Source organism: Saccharothrix sp. NRRL B-16314 (assembly GCF_000716595.1).
GTDB lineage: Bacteria > Actinomycetota > Actinomycetes > Mycobacteriales > Pseudonocardiaceae > Actinosynnema.
This window is the reverse complement of sequence record NZ_JNXC01000017.1, coordinates 68153-86200: the sequence shown is the minus strand read 5'-3', so window position 1 is coordinate 86200 and position 18048 is coordinate 68153. Positions and strand designations below refer to the sequence as shown.

Sequence of the window (18048 nt, the reverse complement as noted above, 5' to 3'; positions counted from 1 at the left end):
CGCCGCGGGAGGCATTCGCGATGCAGTCGACCGGAAACCGCGCGCTCGCGCTGTGCGGTTCGGACGTTCCGCACGGCCCCGGACTCGTGGTGCGCAGCTGCGAGGACTGCGCGTGCCCGACCGGTGGCGAGCGGGCGCACCGGCAGCACCCGGTCGACCTGCCCGCCGGTCCCCTCGTGCGCGCCGAGGGCGTGGTGGACATCCCGCTGGACGACGAGCACTCCGTGCTGTTCGGCTCGCAGGGGCGCGGCGGCGTCGTCGTGGTCAACCGCACGGCGCGCGACCTGTTCCAGCGCTTCACGGAGCCGACCTCGCTCGCCGACCTCGTGCGCGCCGGGCAGGAGCCGGGTGAAGCGGCCGAGGTGGTGCGCCGGCTCGTCGAGCAGGACCTCGTCCACGCGCCCGGCCTGGCGCCGAGACCGGAGTTCGCCGCGTCCCGCGAGCTGACCGCCTGGCTGCACGTCACCAACCAGTGCAACCTGCGGTGCACCTACTGCTACGTGCACAAGTCCGACGAGAGCATGGACCACGCGACGGCCAGGGAGACCGTGGACGCCCTCGTCCGGTCCGCCGTCGACAACGGCTTCCGGTCGCTGCGCCTGAAGTACGCGGGCGGCGAGGCGAGCCTCAACGCCGACGTGCTGTTCGCGCTGCACGACCACGCCGTCGCCCGGTGCGCCGAGCAGGGCCTGGGTCTGAGCGCGGTGCTGCTGAGCAACGGCGTCGCCCTGCCCGACCGGCTCGCCACCCGGCTCGTGGAGCGCGACATCCGGCTGATGATCTCGCTCGACGGCCTGGGCGCGGTGCACGACGCCCAGCGGCCCACCGTCGCGGGCAAGCCCTCCGCGCGGCGGGTCGTGCGCACGGTCGACCGCCTCGTCCGCCACGGCGTGGCGCCGCACCTGTCGATCACCATCACCAGCGGGAACGTGGACGAGGTCGCCGCCGTCGTGCGGTACGCCCTCGAACGCGGGCTGACCTTCAGCTTCAACTTCTTCCGCGACAACGACTGCGCGTCGCGGTTCGAGGACCTCCAGTACGAGGAGCGCTCGATGGTCGCCGGGCTGGCGGACGCGTTCGCGGTGATCGAGGAGCTGCTGCCGCCCTGGAGCGTGCTCGGCTCCGTGCTCGACCGGGGGCAGCTGGTCGAACCGCGCCGCAAGTCGTGCGGCGTCGGCGACGACTACGTGGTCGTGGACCAGCGCGGACAGGTGTCCCAGTGCCACATGGAGATCGGGTCGACGCTCGGTGACGTCCGCCACGTCGACCCGGTCGCCGCGATCCGCGACGACAGCGCCGGCATCCGGAACCTCCTCGTGGACGACAAGGAGGGCTGCCGCGATTGCACGTGGCGCAACTGGTGCTCCGGTGGCTGCTCGGTGGCCACCTTCAGGGCGACGGGGCGCTTCGACGTGAGGTCACCCAACTGCAACATCTACCGGGCCATCTACCCGGCCGCGCTGCGGCTGGAGGGCCTGCGCCTGCTGCGTTTCGCCGAGCCCGCCGGCCGCTGACCGCCGCTGACCGCCGCCGACCACCGCTGGCTGCCGCTCGCTGCCGCTCGCTGCCGCTCGCTGCCGCTCGCTGCCGCTGGCTGACGCGGAACGCCCGAAACCCTGATCGGGCGTTCACCCGATCGATTTGGGTCGGGCTCGGGGAATCGCCGTGCGCCCTTTCAAGGTCACCTCCGAATTGCGGAAGTGGCGGAACTCGGCGGTCCGCGTACGATCCGACCACGGATATCATGTCGGGTGATGTCCCCGCGAACGCGGAATGCCGTACCGGCCGCTCGGCGGCCGTGGTCGTGGCTGCGGCCTGGCAGCAGCCCATCACCTACCGGCAACGACGTGGGAGTGAATGTTTTGCACGCGGGAGCTGCACCGACCGGGACGACCGGGTCTACGGGCCACCGGGCGGCCGGACCCGTCGACGTGTGCGGACTCACCCGCAGACCCGGTCACGTCCGCCCGGCCGGCACCGGAAGCGGTCTCGCGTGACGCGGCCGGGCGGCGGTCGGGCCGGCACGTCCACGATGCTGCTGTTCGTGGCGGTCGGGGCCCTGCTCGCGGCGGCGATGGCGGTGGCGACCAGCGCCCCCGACGACCTGACCGCCGGGTCCGCCGCTCCCGAGCCGGCGACGTCGTCCGTGCCGCCGTCCACCTCGTCGGCCGAGCGGTCGGCCGAGCCACCGCCGCCCAAGCCGCCGGAGGACCCGTGCGCCGCGAAGATCGCCGCGCTGCCCCTGCGCGCCCGCCTCGCCCAGCTGGTGGTCGTCGGCGTCGACCCGCGCGGGCCCGCCGACGCCCTCGCCGCCGTCCAGGGCGAGCAGGTGGGCGGCATCTTCATCGGCGGTGACGACGTCGGCCTGCTCAGCGCCGACGCGCTGGCCCCCGTGCACGCCGCGTCCGCGCTGCCGCTCACCGTGGCCGTGGACGACGAGGGCGGCCGGGTCCAGCGGATCGAGGCCATCGCGGGTCCGATGCTCAGCGCACGGCGGATGGCGGCCGACCTGTCACCGGACCAGGTCCGCGCCCTGGCCCACGAGCGGGGACGGGCGCTGCGCGAGCGCGGCGTGACCACCGACCTCGCACCCGTCCTCGACACCAGCGGCCAGCCCGACCGCACGGTGATCGGCGACCGGTCGTTCAGCCCCGACCCGGACACCGCCCTCGGCTACGCGCTCGCGTTCGCCGCCGGCCTGCACGACGCGGACGTCGTGCCGGTGGTCAAGCACTTCCCAGGGCACGGCAACACCAGCGGTGACTCCCACCTCGGCGCGGTGCAGTCACCGCCGCTCGACGCGCTGCGCGCCACCGACCTGGTCCCCTACCGGCACCTCACCCGATTCGGTGAAGTCGTGGTGATGTTGGGGCACATCGACGTCCCCGGTCTGACCGGCGGCAAGCCCGCCACCCTCAGCCCGGAGGCCTACGCCCTGCTGCGCGGCGAGTTCGGCTTCACCGGCCCCGCGATGACCGACGACCTCGGCGCGATGCGCGCGGTGACCGACCTGTTCAGCCTGCCGGACGCCGTGACGCAGGCCCTCGCGGCCGGTGCCGACATCGCCCTGTGGTCGTCGGGTGGCCGCGTGGGCGAAGTGCTCGACCACCTGGAACGCGCGGTCGCCGCGGGCACCCTCCCAGCGGCCCGGGTGGACGAGGCACTTCGCCGGGTGCTGGCGTCGAAGCAGGTGTGCTGACCCCTCTATCATTCCGCCGGTGACCGCCTACGACGATCTTGACGCGTTCGAGCACCTGGACACCTCGACCCTGCCCGAACGCCAGCAGCGGATCCTGCTCGCGATCCGGGAGTGGGTGGTGCGGCACGGGTACTCGCCGAGCACGCGCGAGATCGGCGACGCGGTCGGCCTGCGGTCGTCGTCCTCGGTGTCGAAGCACCTGGCGAGCCTGGAGGAGAAGGGTTTCCTGCGGCGCGGCACGACGGTGTCCCGGCCGATCGACGTGCGCGTCTTCCTGCACGGGCCCTCGGCGCGGCAGCCGGCCGACGACTCGGTGACCGTGCCGGTGGTCGGCCACATCGCGGCGGGCAGCCCGATCACGGCCGAGGAGCACGTCGACGACCTCTTGAAGCTGCCGCGCGAGCTGACCGGTCGCGGCAACGTCTTCGGGCTCCGCGTGCGCGGTGACTCGATGGTCGACGCGGCGATCTGCGACGGCGACATCGTCGTGGTGCGGCAGCAGCCGGAAGCCCACTCGGGTCAGATCGTCGCCGCGATGATCGACGGCGAGGCCACCGTCAAGGTGTACCGGCGGCGCAACGGCCACGTCTTCCTCGAACCGCGCAACCAGGCCTACCCCGTGCTCGACGGCGACGAGGCCGTCGTGCTGGGCGCCGTCGTCTCGGTCCTGCGCAGCGTCTGACACCCGGCTCTGACAGACCTGGCCCGGCACGCGACGCGCACCGGGCCAGGTCGGTCGGGCCAGGTCAGGAACCCAGGAGCTTGCGCACCCGGTCGGGACCCACCGCGAGCAGCAGGGTGGGCAGTCGCGGACCGGTGTCGCGGCCGACGAGCGACCGGTACAGCAGCACGAAGAACGACCGCTGCATCACCTTCAGCTCCGGCGTGGGCTGCGCGTCCATCGGCAGCCCGGCGTGGAGCTTGGGCACGCCGTACACCAGCGTGCTGAGGCCGTCGAGGGACCAGTCGTCCTCCAGCCGCTCCAGCAGCAGGGTGACCAGGTGCCGCTGCTCCTCGTCGAGCGAGGACAGCAGTTCCGCGTCGGGCTCGTCCAGCACGCGGGTGTGCTGGTCGGCGGGCATGTACGCCTGCACCCACCGCTCCGCGCAGTCGACCCGGGGCCGGACGTCGTCCAGGTCCTTGATCGGGTCGGCGCTGTCGACGCCGGCGAGGATGCGCAGCATCTGCGCCTCGTCACCGGTGGTGATGTCGGCGATCGAGGCCAGCATCCGGTACGGCACGGGCCGCGGCGAGCTCGGCAGCACGACCTCGGCGGTGCCGACCGCCCGCGCGTAGGCGGTCGCGTCGGCACCGTTCGCGGTGCCCTGCGCCACCCGCTGAGCCAACGCGTCCCACTCGTCGTACAGGCGGTAGATCTCCTGGTCGAACGCGATCTTGAACGACTGGTTCGGCTTGCGCCGGCTGTACAGCCACCGCAGCACGGCCGGTTCCATGATGCGCAGCGCGTCACCCGGCGTCGGCACCGCGCCGGCCGAACTGCTCATCTTGGCCATGCCCGTGATGCCGACGAACGCGTACATCGGGCCGATCGGCCGCACGCCGTCGAAGACCTCGCGGACGATGTGGCCGCCGACCTCGAACGAGGACCCCGGCGAGGAGTGGTCGACGCCCGAGGGCTCGAACATCACGCCCTCGTAGGCCCACCGCATCGGCCAGTCGACCTTCCACACGAGCTTGCCGTTGGTGAACTCGGACAGCAGGACGGTCTCACCGTGGCCGCACGCGCACGTGTACGTCATCTCGGTCGACGCGTCGTCGTAGGACGTGATCGTGGTCGTGTCACGCCCGCAGGACGTGCAGTACGGCTTGAACGGGTAGTAGGCCCCCGCGCCGGCCGTGTCGTCGGACCCGTCCGGGTCGCCGTCGCCCGCTTCGGCGTCCACCGGCTTCTTCTTGGTGCGGAAGCGACCGAGGATCTCGTCGATGCGGCCCCGTTCGCGCATCGCGAGCAGCACCTGATCGCGGTAGCGGCCGGACTTGTAGGCCTCGGTCTGGCTGATGCCGCGGTACGTGACGCCGAGCTGCGCCAGCGACTCGATCATCGCCGCCTTGAAGTGCTCGGCCCAGTTCGGGTAGCTGCTGCCGGGCGGCGCGGGCACCGCCGTCAGCGGCTTGCCGATGTGCTCCGACCAGGACGGGTCGATCCCGGCGGGCACCTTGCGGAACCGGTCGAAGTCGTCCCAGGAGATCAGGTGCTCGCACTCACGCCCGCGGCGGCGGATCTCGTCCGCGACCAGGTGCGGGGTCATCACCTCGCGCAGGTTGCCGAGGTGGATCGGGCCGGACGGGCTCAACCCCGAGGCACACACGACGGGTTTGCCCGGCGCACGGCGGTCGGCTTCCGCCACCACCTCGTCCGCGAGCCGCGAAACCCAGTCCGCTTCGGTCGAGCGATCCACTACGAGCCACATCCCTTCACGCACATCGATGTGCCGATTATCCCCGGTCGGCCGTGCTCACCACATCCGGGGGCACCGTGGGCGCCGCGATTCCGATGACGCCGGCAATCGCGCCAATCGGGTCCGGCGACTCGATTTCCGACGTGGTCGGAATGCGCGCCCGACCGTTTCCGGCGGGTGGTGCCGCGGCCGGCGGTTACGGTGGGTCGTCCGCTCGGGAACAGGGGTTCGCACATGGTCAAGTTGGACCGCCTGGTGAACGTGCTCGGCGGCTACGGGGTGCGGCTGGTGTGCTGCCCGATGTCGCGGTCCGCGGAGCTGCGCAGCGTCGTGATGCACGAGGCGACCGACGCGCAGGCCGTCGGCGGTGACGTGTTCCTGGCCGTGGGTGCCGGGTCGGTGGCACAGGCCGTGGCGTGGGCGGTGGCGGCACGGGCGCGCGTGGTGCTGGTGCACGCCGGCACCGATGTGGAGCGGACGGCAGACGTGGCGCGGTCGGCCGCCGCAGCCGGGGAGGACGCCGGCGTCGCGGTGATGGTGGTCGACCCGGCGGTGTCGTGGAGCCACCTGGCGGGCGTGGTCTACGGGCTGGTGCTGGAGGGCCGGGAGACCGAGTCCGGGCGCGGTCCCACGGACCTGTTCGCGTTGGCCGACAGCCTGGCCGGCGAGGTCGGCGGCGCGGTGACCATCGAGGACCGGCAGTCCCGGGTGCTGGCGTACTCCGGTTCGCAGGAGGGCGCCGACCCGGCCCGGTTGGCGACGATCCTCGGCCGGCACGCCCCGGACCGGCTGCGGGACCTGTTCGAGCGGCGAGGGGTGTTCGCCTACCTCGACGCCCACGACGAACCGCTGTTCGTCGAGGAGGACCGCGAGCACGGCCTGACCGGGCGGATGGTCGTCGCGGCGCGCGCGGGCCGGGAGCTGCTGGGGTCGGTGTGGGTCACGTGCGGCACGCCGTTGACCGGTGCGCCGTGCGCCGCGCTGGCCGACGGCGCCCGCACGGTGGCGCTGCACCTGCTGCGCTCGCGGGCCAGCGCGGACCTGGAGCGGCAGGTCGAGTCCGAGCTGGTGATGCGCCTGCTCGAGGGCACGGCGGACGCCGCCACGGTGGTCAGCCGGCTCGGGCTGCACCAGGGCCCGCTGCGGGTCATCGCCGTGCGCGCGCACATCGCCGCCGAACGGCACGCCGCCCTCCTGCTGGCCTTCGACCGGGCCACCACGGGTTTCGGCTGGTCACGACCGGGGCGCAGCAGCCTCTCCGGCACCACGCTCTACACGATCCTGCCGGGCGAGCAGGTGCCGGCCGCGCGGGAGTGGGTGGACCGGCTGCGGGCCGCGCTGTCCGCGCAGGTGACGGTGACCGCCGGTGTCGGCGGCACGGCGTCCCCCGCCGACCTGCCCGCGAGCCGGCAGGAGGCCGACGAGTGCCTGGCCCTGCACGAGGCCCGGCCACCGGGCACGGTGCCACCCGCCTACGACGAGTCCTGGGACGACATCCTGCTGCAACGCCTGCGCGCCGCGTCCCGGGCGGGCCGCACGCCGGCGCGGGGACCGGTGGCCGAGTTGCGCCGCCACGACACCGACCACGCGACCCGGTACGTGCCGACGTTGCGCGCGTGGCTGGAGGCGCAGGGCGACCTGGCGCAGGCGGGTGAACGGCTCGGCGTGCACCCGAACACCGTCCGGTACCGGCTGCGGAAGATGGCCGAGGTGACCGCGCTCGACCTGGACGACGCCCGCAAGCGCCTCGCCATGATCATCGACTTGGCCGCGGCCGAGGACTGACGCCCGCTGTCGGTAGCCGACAAGACCACATGACCGGATTGTCGGGAACGGACAACGACCGGGTGCGACGCCCGAGCGATGCTGGCTTCGACAGCAGTTCCGCTCTGGTGTGGAGGTAGTCATGGTCGATGTCGGGCGCAGCGACGGCGGCCCCCGTTCGGCGGTCGTGGTCGGCGCGGGCATCGTGGGCCTGTCCACCGCCTGGTTCCTCCAGGAACGCGGGGTCGAGGTGACCGTGGTCGACCGCACCGGTGTCGCCGCCGGCGCGTCGTGGGGCAACGCCGGGTGGATCGCGCCGGGCCTGGCGATCCCGCTCAACGAGCCCACGGTGCTGCGCTACGGCCTGCGGGGGCTGCTGAACCCGGCCGCGCCGCTGCACGTCCCGCTGTCCGCGGACCCGGGGCTGTGGGCGTTCCTGGCGCGGTTCGCCGCGAACTGCCGGTGGTCGTCCTGGATCCGTGCCGTGCAGGCCAACCTGCCGTTCAACGACGAGTGCATCGAGGCGTTCGACGTGCTCACCGCGAACGGCGTGGACGCGCCCACGGTCGACGCGCCGATCACCGCCGCGTTCGAGACCCCGCAGCAGGCGCAGGGGCTGCTGCGTGAACTGCGGCGGATGGCCGACGCCGGCCAACCCGTCGACCACGTCGAACTCGACGGCGACGAGCTGCGCCACCACGTGCCGACGGCATCGCCGGCCCTGACCTCCGGTGTGCGCATCGACGGGCAGCGGCACATCGACCCCGGCGGTTACGTGCGGGCGTTGGCGCGGTCGGTCCTCGACCGGGGCGCGACGATCCGCCTGTTCGAGGTCGCCGACATCCGCGCCGACGGCGGCGGTGTCGCGGTGCGGTCGCGCGGCGGCGAGGGCGTGTCGGCCGACGTCGCGGTAGTGGCCACCGGGGCGTGGCTGTCGCGGCTGGCGTCCCGCTGGGGTGTGCGCGTGCCGGTCCGGGCCGGTCGCGGCTACTCGTTCACCGTGCCCGTCGACCGTCCCGTGCCCGGCCCCGTCTACCTGCCCGACGTGCGGGTGGCGTGCACGCCGTACCAGGGTGCGCTGCGGGTCGCGGGCACGATGGAGTTCCGCGACCCGGACGCGCCCGGCGTGATGGCACGCCTGGAGTCGATCATCGCGTCCGCCCGGCCGCTGCTCGACGGCGTGGATTGGGCGGAGCGCCGCGACGTGTGGGTCGGGCCGCGACCGGTCACGCCCGACGGTCGTCCGCTGATCGGCGCGGTGCGCCAACCCGGCGTGTACGTCGCCGGCGGGCACGGCATGTGGGGACTGGCGCACGGGCCCGTCACCGGTCGGCTGCTGGCCGAGCAGATCACCACCGGCAAGCAGCCGGAGGCGTTGCGCGCGGTCGACCCGCTGCGCTGAGCAGGACCGTCGACCACCAGGAGCGTCGACCACCACCGAGCCACCTTCCCGTCCGCGGAGCCGGCGCAGACCGACACCCGGCGCCACGGACACCCAAGCCGTCAGGGCGGCCCCCACCTCCCAGGCCGCCCTGACGGCAGCGGCACGCCGGTCCGGAACGCCCTGCGGGCGAGGTCAGCCGGCGGTGATCGTGTCGGTCGCGACGGTCCAGGCGCGGGCCTGGTCGCTGAGCGTGATGCCCAGACCGGGCCGGGTGGACAGGTGCATCCGGCCGCCGCTGGTCTCCAGCCGCTCGTTGAACAACGGGTGGAGCCAGTCGAAGTGCTCGACCCACGGCTCACGCGGGTAGGCCGCGGCGAGGTGGACGTGGATCTCCATCGCGAAGTGCGGCGCGAGCTGGAGGTGGTGGTGGTCGGCGAGGGTCGCGAGCTTGAGGAACTGCGTGATGCCGCCGACCCGGGGCGCGTCGGGTTGCAGGACGTCCACCGCGCCAAGCCGGATCAGCTCGTAGTGCTCCGCGACGCTGGTCAGCATCTCACCGGAGGCGACGGCCGTGGTCAGCGACCGCGCCAGCTCGGCGTGGCCCTCGGCGTCGTGGGCGTCGAGGGGCTCCTCGATCCAGACCAGCCCGAACTCCTCCAGCGCCCGGCCGACCCTGGCCGCCGTCGGCCGGTCCCACTGCTGGTTGGCGTCGACCATCAGCGGCACCCCGTCGCCGAGGTGCTCGCGGACGGCGGCGACGCGGCGCAGGTCCTCCGCCGGGTCCGGCAACCCCACTTTGATCTTGATGCCGCCGACGCCGGACTCCAGCGTGCGGGTGGCGTTGTCCTTGACCTGGTCGATCGACTCGTGCAGGAAGCCGCCCGAGGTGTTGTAGCAGCGCACGGAGTCGCGGTGGGCGCCGAGCAGCTTGGCCAGCGGCAGGCCCGCGCGCTTCGCCTTGAGATCCCACAGTGCCACGTCGAACGCCGCGAGCGCCTGCGTGGACGCGCCGCTGCGGCCGACCGACGCGCCCGCCCACACCAGCTTCGTCCACAGCCTGCCGATGTCGTTCGGGTCCTCGCCGACCAGGTCCGGCGCGACCTCGCGGGCGTGCGCGAACTGCGCCGGCCCACCGGCCCGCTTGGAGTAGCTGAAACCGACGCCCTCCAGCCCGGCCTCGGTGCGGATCTCGGCGAACAGGAAGGCGACCTCGGTCATCGGCCGCTGCCGACCGGTGAACACCTTGGCGTCGCTGATCCCGGTGGGCAGGGGCAGGGTCACGGACGACAGCGCGACCGAGGCGATCCGGTCGGGCACGGCAACGTGGTCGGGGGACATCGGGCTCCTAGGTAAGCGCTTTCCAACGGCAGGGGCAGGTAGACCTTTGGCGACGGTGGCGAGGCGGTGACCCGAGCTTACTAGGTCGGAACGACCGCGTCGGCGACGGAGCGGACCGGCCGGACCTCCACCAACGATCACGTCCGTAGCCCGGCCGTGGCGACGGAGGTCGACGGTCCGTCAGGACGGCTCCTCATCCGGATGAGCGGGGTTCACCAAGCCGACTGGCGTTCACCGCGCCCCGAGCGCGGGCGGTCCCGCGCCGGCACGCTCACCCCTGCGCCCACACATCGGGCGGGGACGGGGTTTCGCCATGCGGTCCAGAGTGCACCGGCACATGGCTTCGGTGTTGCCGGAGCTGTTCGACGAGCAGCCGGCGGCGATGGCGTACCTCGCGGTCGCCGGCCCGCTCGGCGAGGCGGAGAAGAAGCCGGTGCTGCCGCCGGAGTTCAACTGGCGCGACTACACCGTCATGCTGCTGCACGTCGCGGCCGAGATCGAGCACTCGCTGATGGTCCAGTACCTGTTCGCCGCCTACTCGATGGGCGGCCCGCAGGTGCCCGACGAGCTGCGGAAGAAGGTGCGCGGCTGGCAGGAGATCATCCTCGGCATCGCCAAGGAGGAGATGGGCCACCTCGTCACCGTGCAGAACCTGCTGACCTCGCTCGGCGGCCCGATCAACCTCGACCGCGAGGACTACCCGTGGGGCTCGGACTTCTACCCGTTCCCGTTCACCCTGCGCCGCCTCACCCGTGAGTCGCTGGCCGCCTACGTGGTCGCGGAAAGTCCCGCGAAGTGGACGGGTGACCTCGCCAAGAAGGTCAAGACGGACGCCGAGGTGGCCACGGGCAAGACCGTCAACCGGGTCGGCGAGCTGTACGGGCGGATCGACGCGATCCTCGGGAACCGCGAGCACATCCCGGACGAGCTGTTCCACGCGGAAACGCTGCCCTACCAGGCGTCCTGGGACGAGTGGGGACGCGGCTACACGCGCGGCGAACGCGGCCAGGACGCGGGCAACGTGGAGACCGTGAAGTCACCGGAGCTGCTGGTGTTCGGCGTGTTCTCCCGTGATTCGGCGCGCAAGGCGCTGCACGAGATCGGCGAGCAGGGCGAAGCGGTGGGAGCGGACGAACAGGACGAGACGTCCCACTTCAAGCGGTTCCTGGGCATCTACGCGGAGCTGGCCGAGCTGCCGCAGGGCAAGCAGGACCTGGTGGCCCGGCCGATCGCGGAGAACCCGGTGACCGCACACCGCCTGAACGAGTCGGTGGTGGTCCAGTACGCCGCGCGGACCGTGACGACCAACCCGATCACCGACCCGGGCACGGCGCTGTGGGGTCACCTGTTCAACCTGCGCTACCGGATGCTGCTCACCGACATCTCGCACGCCTTCCGGCTGGCCGGTCCGCTCGACAACGGCGGTGTGCTCACCGGGCGCGGCGCGCTGGTGCACCGGGCGTTCGCGGAGATGTACAACCTGCGCGCCCTGGCCGGGCGGCTGGTGGAGCTGCCGCTGGACAAGGACAAACCGGACGGCACACGGGCCGGGCCGCCGTTCGAGATGCCGTACAGCCTCGAACTGCCCGACCGCGACCGCGACCGGTGGCTGCTGCAACGCGACCTCGTGGAGGCGTCCCGGCTGCTGACCGACCAGCTGCTGGAGACGAACCCGGCCTGCGTCGGCGACCCGTACGTCGTGGCGCTGCGCGAGTCCGACCGGCGGGCGTCGGAGCAGATCGAGCACATCCTCGACCGGAAGGGGTGCACGGGATGACCGCGATCCTGGAACTGCGCATCCTGCCCCCGCTGGCCATCGGCCGGCTGGGCGCGGCGACCGAGCCGATGGACAACTACACCGCCGAGCTCGACCCGGACGAACCGCTCGCGCCACGGGTGCTGGTCCCCGCCCCGACCTTGCGGGTCGACCGCACGTCCGGCGAGATCGTCGACGACGAGGTTCCCGAGGAGCTGCGGTTCACCGACGGGCACGGCAAGGTCAAGCCGGTCGCGCCGTTCGTGGAGGTCTGGGCGCTGACCGAGGAGCTGGTGCTGCGCCCGCTCACCATGGAGCTGTTGCGCGCCAACAAGGTGGAGCCGAAGGACGTGCGGTGGCGCACCCGGGTCGGCAACCACAAGATCGAGCGCCGCACGTACGACCTGAAGGACCGGGTCGACGCCGACACCGGCTGGTTCACGGATCACGGCGAGCACGCGCTGACCGGGCGGTGCGCCAACTTCCTGGCCGACAAGACCTTGCCGCTGGGCCACGTGCGGTACATCAAGCCGACGGCGGAGTACCCCGGCATCCGGCTGCGCTTCACGCCCGCGGGCGGGTACGTCTACGGCTCGGGCGGCATGATCGGCGAGCACGACCCGAACGTCGTGGACGCCCTCTACGACTCGACGAAGGGCACTTGGCGCGGTCACGTCGACAAGCCGGGCGATCCGCGGCTGACCATCCCCAACAGCATCTACGCCGGTGACGACGGACCGCACGGCACGTGGATCAGCCGGGGCTACCTGGACGACGAGTGCGACGGCCTGGTGGACGTGGAGCTGACCGTGGGCGGCCGGAAGCTGACGGCCTACGGCCGCATCGGCGCCGGCCCACCCGCCTACGCGCCGGACAGCGTCCCGGTGCGCACCATCGCGGACGAGCTCGACCAGGCGCTGTTCGGGCCGAGGGCGGGCGACCACGACACCCCGGAGGACGCGCACAAGGTGGCCGAGGAGGTCCTGCGCCGGGCGCTGGAATCGGTGCGGCTGATGAACACCGCGGTGATGAACGGCAACACCGTGGACGGTCGGGTCGACGCGGCCAGCACGATGGTGCGGCAGGACTCGGCCGACACCGGCCGCACGTTCGAGCCGATCATGGCTCCGTCCCTGGTGGACACCGCCGCGGTCTTCGCCCTGCACCAGGACGTCCTCGCCGCGCTGCGCAGCGGCACGGCACCCTGGTTCGCCGACGTGCTGCGCGACTACGACGAGGTGGGCGACCTCACCGCCAAGGGGAGGCGGAAGATGCCGGCGTTGATGCGCGGCGCGGACGGCCGGTCGCTGGCCCTCACCCGCCGCCAGGTCGACCTGGTGCGCAAGGCCGCCCGCCAGGAGATCTTCCGACAGGGCCAGGGCGCCGACGAGTCCGGAGGACCGGGATGAGCGACGACGAACTCCGCATCCACCCGCTGAACCTCACCGCGCAGATCGACCACCGCGCCGCCGGCAACCCCCCGAGCACCCTGCCGGAGTCCGCGATCTCCAACGCCTACCCCGGCCTGGAGTTCGACATCCGCAACATCTGGCGCAGGCTGCTCGTCGGCATCGAACTGCACGAGGCCGACAACTACGTCGTGGACGCCGACGCGGACCACGAGCGGCTCAAAGGCCGCCGGCTGCTGGCCGTGGCGGGCCACGACGTCATCGGAGACCTGGTCGGGCCGACCCGCCCCGGCGCCGACCCCGGTCCGCTGACGTCGGCGGTCAACCCGGACGGCGTGATGATGCTGGAGTGGTCCAACTCCCTGGCCGACGTGCTGGCCGACCACGCGGGCGAGACCGTCACGTGCCTGTTCACCAGCGGCCCGGCGCCGAACCCGGTCGGCAAGCCCGCCAAGGTGCCCGATCCGTCGGTGGAGGAGGTCGAGCTGGAGGTCCGGTCGCTGTTCGCGCACAGCGAGGCGGCCGGTGGCCCGCTGCCGGTGATCGCCGAGGAGATGGCCGGACCGGGCGACCTGACCCGTGGCCTCTGCTCGCCCTGGCAGAACGACTACCGCGAGTGCGCCTGCTACTACTGGGCCGCCAGCCGGCCGGACTACGTCAACGTCGAGCTCACCGGGCTGGGCACCAGCACCGGCAACCACTGGTTCGCCAAGGACCGGGAGCCGCGCGAGTACGTGCTGGACAACCGCACCGACTCCCGCCTGGTCAGCTACGACGACTTGTTCCGGGACTGGCAGGGCAGGCTGCGGTTCATCGTCGGCGGCGACGACGCGCCGGAACACGTCGAGACCGAGCCGGGTGACCGGTGACCGCCCGGGAGCTGTTCGAGGCGTCCGGGCCGGTCCACCCCGACGTCCACCTGCTGCGCACCGAGGACGGGCCGCGCGTCCTGCTCGCCGACGGCAGCCGCCTGTTCGGCGTCGGCCAGGCCCTCCACGACCGCCTCGACGCCGCCCGTCGCGACCCGGACCCGCGGGTGCTGGACGCGCTGCTCGCCGACCTGGGCGTGGACGCGCCCCGGCAGATCGACGACACCACGCCCGACCCACCGCCGGTGCGGGCGCTGTCGCTGGCCGTCGCCCAGAAGTGCAACCTCGGCTGCACCTACTGCTACGCCCAGCAGGGCGACTTCGGCGGACCGGCCAAGAACATGCCGGCGGCGACCGCGTTCACCGCCGTGGACACGCTGTTCCGCCAGGCCGCCCCCGGTGAACGGGTCAACCTCGCGTTCCTCGGTGGCGAGCCGATGATGAACCGGCCCGTGGTCCGCGCCGCCACCGAGTACGCGGAGGTCGTGTCGGGTCGGACGGGTGTGCCGGTCACGTTCTCCATCACGACCAACGGCACTCTGCTCACGCCCGAGGACGGAGAGTTCTTCGAGGACCACGCGTTCGCCGTGACGATCAGCCTCGACGGCGTCGGCGCGCGGCACGACCTGCTGCGACCCCACCGCGACGGCCTCAGCAGCTACCAGCGGATCATGGACCGGGTGGCACCCCTGCTCGTCGCCCAGCGGCGGATGCAGGTGTCGGCCCGCGTCACGGTCACACCGCTCAACCTGGACCTGCCGCGGACCCTGGACGAGTTCACCGCCGCCGGGTTCCACGGTGTCGGGTTCTCCCCCATGCTCAGCTCACCGAACGGTCGCGGCGAGATGGCGCTGGCGGACCTGGAGGTGATGCTGGACCAGATGACCGCGTGCGGCGAGGAGTTCGTGCGCCGGGTCCTCGCCGGCCGGCGCTACCCGTTCACCAACCTGGCCACCGCACTCCGCGAGATCCACCGGGGCACGCACCGGCCGTACCCCTGTGGCGCGGGTGCGGGCTACCTCGGAGTGTCGGCCGACGGCGACCTGGCGGCGTGCCACCGGTTCGTGGGTGACGAGGACGGCGCGATGGGCGACCTGGCCGGAGGGGTGGACGACGTCAAGCGCGCCCGGTGGCTGACCGACCGGCACGTGCACCGGCAGGAGCCGTGCAACGGGTGCTGGGCCCGGTACCTGTGCGGCGGCGGGTGCCACCACGAGGTGATCAACCGGGGCCGGCCCGCGTGCGAGTACATCCGCGGCTGGCTGCACCACTGCCTCACCGTCTACAGCCGCGTGCTCGCGGCGCGGCCCGACTACTTCGCCGGATGACGACCTGGGACGTGTGCGTGATCGGCGGCGGGCCGGCCGGGTCGGTGTGCGCGCTCCGCTTGGCCCGGCTCGGCCACCGCGTCGTGCTGGTCGAACGCCGGGTGTTCCCGCGTCCGCACGTGGGTGAGTCGCTGTCCCCCGGCGTGCCTCCGCTGCTGGACCACTTGGGCCTGCGGCAGGCGTTGGACGGGGCGGTGCCGTCACCGGCCGCCCTGGTGCGCTGGGAGGACGCCACCGTCCGCCTGGTCGAGCCGGACCCGCGCGCGGTGACGGTGGACCGGGGGCGTTTCGACCGGGCGCTGCTGTCCGCGGCCCGCGCCGCCGGGGTGTCGGTGCTCCAGCCGGTGCGCGCGGTGCGTCCCCGCCGCGGCCCCGCGGGTTGGGAGATCCCGGCGGGGCTCGACGTGCTGCGGGCGCGGTTCCTGGTGGACGCCAGCGGGCGGCGGCGCGCGTCGGGCGGCACGACCACCGCCACCGGCCCGAGGACGCTCACCCTGCACACCACCTGGCGCGGTGACGGCCCGACCCGGCTCGGCACCGGACCTCGCACCTGGTGCTGGGGCGCGCCGCTGCCCGGTGGCGCGTTCCGGGCCATGGCGTTCGTGGACGCCGACCTCCTGCGCGCGCACGCCGTGGAACGCCTCTACCACCACCTGCTCGACAGCACCGGCCTGTTCCCGGACCGCCCGTCGGCAGGCGCCGTCGCCGTGTGCGACGCCACCGGCTACCGCGACGACTCCCCCGTCACCGAGGACTCGGTCAAGGTCGGCGAGGCGTCGTTCACCCTGGACCCGCTGACGTCGTCCGGTGTGGACAGCGCGTTGCAGAGCGCGATGGCCGCCGCCGTCACCGCGCACACCCTGCTGTCGGACGGCGACCGCGCCGCCGCGCTCGCCTTCTACCGCGACAGCCGGGACCGGGCGGTGGCCCGGCACACCACGTGGACCGCCGCCCACTACCACCGCTGCGAACCCCACCGCGACCAACCGTTCTGGCTCCGCCGCGCCGCGCCGGCCCCGCCGACTCCCGTGACGCCGCCGCTGACGCCCGACCACCTGCGCCGACCCGTTCGCCTGTCGTCCGACGCCGCCGTGGTGCCCACCCCGTGCCCGGTCGGGGACCTGGTGACGATGCGCCGTGCGCTCACCCATCCCGCCCTGCCCGCGCCGATCGCCCACCTCGGTGACGCCGAACTCGCCCCGCTGCTGGACTGCGTGAAGCACTCCGCTTCCCTGGCCGACCTGCTCCGCACGTGGTCCGCCCGCCTGCCCGCCGGACGCGCCGAGGCGACGGCGGAATGGCTGTACGGCAAGGGGTTGCTCGTCACCGACTGACCGGTGAGCGGGTGATGACGTCGATGCGGGTGTCCTCGGTCGACGTGATGACGTAGGTCGCGTCGCGGCCACGCTGCCACTCCGACGCGACCAGGAAGTACCGGTCCCGGGTGTGGATCAGCATCCGCAGGCCGCTGTAGCGGAACCTGAACCGCGAGCCCTCCTGCTCGATCGGCGCCACTCCGACGCCGGGGCCCGCGATGGCGAGGCGTTCGGCGCTGTAGAGCACGACTTCGGGCTGGCGGGGCAGCCCGGCGACGAATCGATCACCGAACTCGTTGCCCGTGCGGTGGGCGTGCACGGTGACCAGCCAGATGCCGCCGATGACGGCCAGTGCCGGCAGGACGGTCGCGCCGACGGGTGAACTCGTCCCGGTCGTCGAGCCGACGTACACCAGCCCGGCCGCCGCGACCGTGAGGATCGCGGGCAGCCACCAGCCCAGCGGCTTGCCCACCGCGTCCTGGGCGGCCACGCCCAGCGCGACCACCGCCAGCCCCAGCGCGCACAGGACCGTGACGACGCGGATGGCGCCCCTGGCGATCCGGTGCGCGCGGTGCTGCCGCCCGGGGTCCATCGCGGGCGCCACCCACCGGCGGTGCGCCGCGGCGAGCGCCACGAGGACCGCGCCGAGGCCGATCAGCGGCGGGAACGCCGAGTTGATGCTCCGCAGGATGTAATCGGCCGAGGCCAACTCCAGCAGGCTCAGGCTGACCCCGAACCGGTCGTAGGTGGCCGCCGTCCGGACCCAGCCGAAGTAGTACAGCACCGCCGAGATCACGGCCGCCTCCGACAGCAGCGCCACCAGCCGCGGCCACGGGGCCGCCGGCTCCGGTGACTGCTTGCCTGCGCCCATCTACTGCCCCGTGGTGGTGGTGACCGTTGGCGACGTCGGCTCCGGGGTCAGCGTCGGCTCGGGAATCAATTCGGGCACGAGTCCGGTGGACGGCTCCGTCGTGCTCGGCGACGGGGTGAGCGGCTCGGTGAGCCATGGGGTGGGCTCGACGGGCGAATCCGGCGTGCTCGGCGACGGGGGGATGGCCGACGGCTCGGGGAACAGCGGTCCGGGTGTCGCCGGCGACCCTTCCGCCATCGTGGCGGTGGCCGCGCCCGTGGGCACCTCGTCGCCACCCTGGCCTGGCGCTGTGGTCACGATCCCGGTCGCGGTCGCGGTCGTCGTCACGCCGGTGGGGTGACCGGGTGTCGACCCCTGTCCCCGGCACGACGCCAGGACTGCGAGCGCGGCCACG

The 18048-nt window shown here is 73.0% G+C and carries 14 protein-coding genes; 11 read left to right on the top strand and 3 right to left on the bottom strand.

Translation table 11 applies throughout. The annotated features are described in order from the left end of the window. The first annotated feature begins 20 nt into the window (after positions 1-20). The 3 genes from OQ02_RS23095 (at position 21) to lexA (ending at position 3881) form a co-directional block, all read left to right on the top strand. A complete protein-coding gene (locus OQ02_RS23095) occupies positions 21-1514 on the top strand; it encodes a radical SAM/SPASM domain-containing protein (protein ID WP_051772691.1) in 1494 nt (497 codons plus the stop codon). A gap of 518 nt (positions 1515-2032) precedes the next feature. Further along, entirely contained in the window at positions 2033-3199 is a 1167-nt protein-coding gene (locus tag OQ02_RS23090; RefSeq protein ID WP_033440681.1) for a glycoside hydrolase family 3 N-terminal domain-containing protein, read from the top strand. A 19-nt stretch (positions 3200-3218) separates the two neighbouring features. Then, the gene (lexA, locus tag OQ02_RS23085; protein ID WP_033440622.1) at positions 3219-3881 is read left to right on the top strand and encodes a transcriptional repressor LexA; all 663 of its coding nucleotides are present in this window, start codon (positions 3219-3221) and stop codon (positions 3879-3881) included. Positions 3882-3945: 64 nt separating this feature from the next. Here the strand turns inward: lexA and lysS are convergent, their stop codons facing one another. After that, entirely contained in the window at positions 3946-5619 is a 1674-nt protein-coding gene (lysS, locus tag OQ02_RS23080) for a lysine--tRNA ligase (protein ID WP_231500176.1), read from the bottom strand. Between the two features lie 234 nt (positions 5620-5853). Here lysS and OQ02_RS23075 point away from each other — a divergent pair, with 234 nt between their 5' ends. Together OQ02_RS23075 and OQ02_RS23070 are read left to right on the top strand one after the other, a co-directional pair. Continuing rightward, entirely contained in the window at positions 5854-7404 is a 1551-nt protein-coding gene (locus tag OQ02_RS23075; RefSeq protein ID WP_033440620.1) for a PucR family transcriptional regulator, read from the top strand. Positions 7405-7525: 121 nt separating this feature from the next. Further along, positions 7526-8785 carry an NAD(P)/FAD-dependent oxidoreductase gene (locus tag OQ02_RS23070; RefSeq protein WP_033440619.1) on the top strand — a complete coding sequence of 420 codons (1260 nt, stop codon included), beginning with the start codon at positions 7526-7528 and terminating at the stop codon, positions 8783-8785. 174 nt (positions 8786-8959) lie between these two features. Here OQ02_RS23070 and OQ02_RS23065 read toward each other — a convergent pair whose 3' ends face one another. Next, positions 8960-10105: an L-talarate/galactarate dehydratase gene (locus tag OQ02_RS23065; protein ID WP_033440618.1), complete on the bottom strand. Its 1146-nt coding sequence runs from the start codon at positions 10103-10105 to the stop codon at positions 8960-8962. 313 nt (positions 10106-10418) lie between these two features. Between OQ02_RS23065 and OQ02_RS23060 the strand changes: the two genes are divergently transcribed. From OQ02_RS23060 to qhpG, 5 genes are read left to right on the top strand one after another with little or no spacing between them, the layout of a single operon-like run. Further along, complete coding sequence (locus OQ02_RS23060; RefSeq protein ID WP_063747134.1) at positions 10419-11882, top strand: ferritin-like domain-containing protein; 1464 nt, start codon at positions 10419-10421, stop codon at positions 11880-11882. Then, positions 11879-13270, top strand: coding sequence for a hypothetical protein (locus OQ02_RS23055; protein ID WP_051772702.1), 1392 nt, complete (start codon positions 11879-11881; stop codon positions 13268-13270). Before OQ02_RS23060 ends, OQ02_RS23055 begins: the two co-directional genes overlap by 4 nt. After that, positions 13267-14139: a hypothetical protein gene (locus OQ02_RS23050; protein WP_033440617.1), complete on the top strand. Its 873-nt coding sequence runs from the start codon at positions 13267-13269 to the stop codon at positions 14137-14139. Before OQ02_RS23055 ends, OQ02_RS23050 begins: the two co-directional genes overlap by 4 nt. After that, positions 14136-15467 (top strand): radical SAM/SPASM domain-containing protein, encoded by a 1332-nt coding sequence (locus OQ02_RS23045; protein ID WP_156077231.1) that lies wholly within the window; start codon positions 14136-14138, stop codon positions 15465-15467. The genes OQ02_RS23050 and OQ02_RS23045 overlap by 4 nt, the downstream gene beginning before the upstream one ends. After that, positions 15464-16801 carry a flavin-dependent monooxygenase QhpG gene (gene qhpG, locus OQ02_RS41210; protein WP_051772689.1) on the top strand — a complete coding sequence of 446 codons (1338 nt, stop codon included), beginning with the start codon at positions 15464-15466 and terminating at the stop codon, positions 16799-16801. The genes OQ02_RS23045 and qhpG overlap by 4 nt, the downstream gene beginning before the upstream one ends. On the opposite strand, the gene OQ02_RS41205 is transcribed toward qhpG, so the two are convergent. Next, positions 16791-17654, bottom strand: coding sequence for a hypothetical protein (locus OQ02_RS41205; protein ID WP_051772688.1), 864 nt, complete (start codon positions 17652-17654; stop codon positions 16791-16793). The genes qhpG and OQ02_RS41205 overlap by 11 nt on opposite strands. A gap of 10 nt (positions 17655-17664) precedes the next feature. Between OQ02_RS41205 and OQ02_RS23030 the strand changes: the two genes are divergently transcribed. Further along, a complete protein-coding gene (locus tag OQ02_RS23030) occupies positions 17665-17994 on the top strand; it encodes a hypothetical protein (RefSeq protein ID WP_033440616.1) in 330 nt (109 codons plus the stop codon). The last annotated feature ends 54 nt before the right edge of the window (positions 17995-18048 follow it).

Excerpts from the sequence above, each read along its gene's own strand:
- OQ02_RS23095 (WP_051772691.1), top strand. The coding sequence starts at position 21 with ATGCAGTCGACCGGAAACCGCGCGCTCGCGCTGTGCGGTTCGGACGTT.
- OQ02_RS23090 (WP_033440681.1), top strand. The coding sequence starts at position 2,033 with ATGCTGCTGTTCGTGGCGGTCGGGGCCCTGCTCGCGGCGGCGATGGCG.
- OQ02_RS23075 (WP_033440620.1), top strand. The coding sequence starts at position 5,854 with ATGGTCAAGTTGGACCGCCTGGTGAACGTGCTCGGCGGCTACGGGGTG.
- OQ02_RS23070 (WP_033440619.1), top strand. The coding sequence starts at position 7,526 with ATGGTCGATGTCGGGCGCAGCGACGGCGGCCCCCGTTCGGCGGTCGTG.
- OQ02_RS23065 (WP_033440618.1), bottom strand. The coding sequence starts at position 10,105 with ATGTCCCCCGACCACGTTGCCGTGCCCGACCGGATCGCCTCGGTCGCG.
- OQ02_RS23060 (WP_063747134.1), top strand. The coding sequence starts at position 10,419 with ATGCGGTCCAGAGTGCACCGGCACATGGCTTCGGTGTTGCCGGAGCTG.
- OQ02_RS23055 (WP_051772702.1), top strand. The coding sequence starts at position 11,879 with ATGACCGCGATCCTGGAACTGCGCATCCTGCCCCCGCTGGCCATCGGC.
- OQ02_RS23050 (WP_033440617.1), top strand. The coding sequence starts at position 13,267 with ATGAGCGACGACGAACTCCGCATCCACCCGCTGAACCTCACCGCGCAG.
- qhpG (WP_051772689.1), top strand. The coding sequence starts at position 15,464 with ATGACGACCTGGGACGTGTGCGTGATCGGCGGCGGGCCGGCCGGGTCG.
- OQ02_RS41205 (WP_051772688.1), bottom strand. The coding sequence starts at position 17,654 with ATGGGCGCAGGCAAGCAGTCACCGGAGCCGGCGGCCCCGTGGCCGCGG.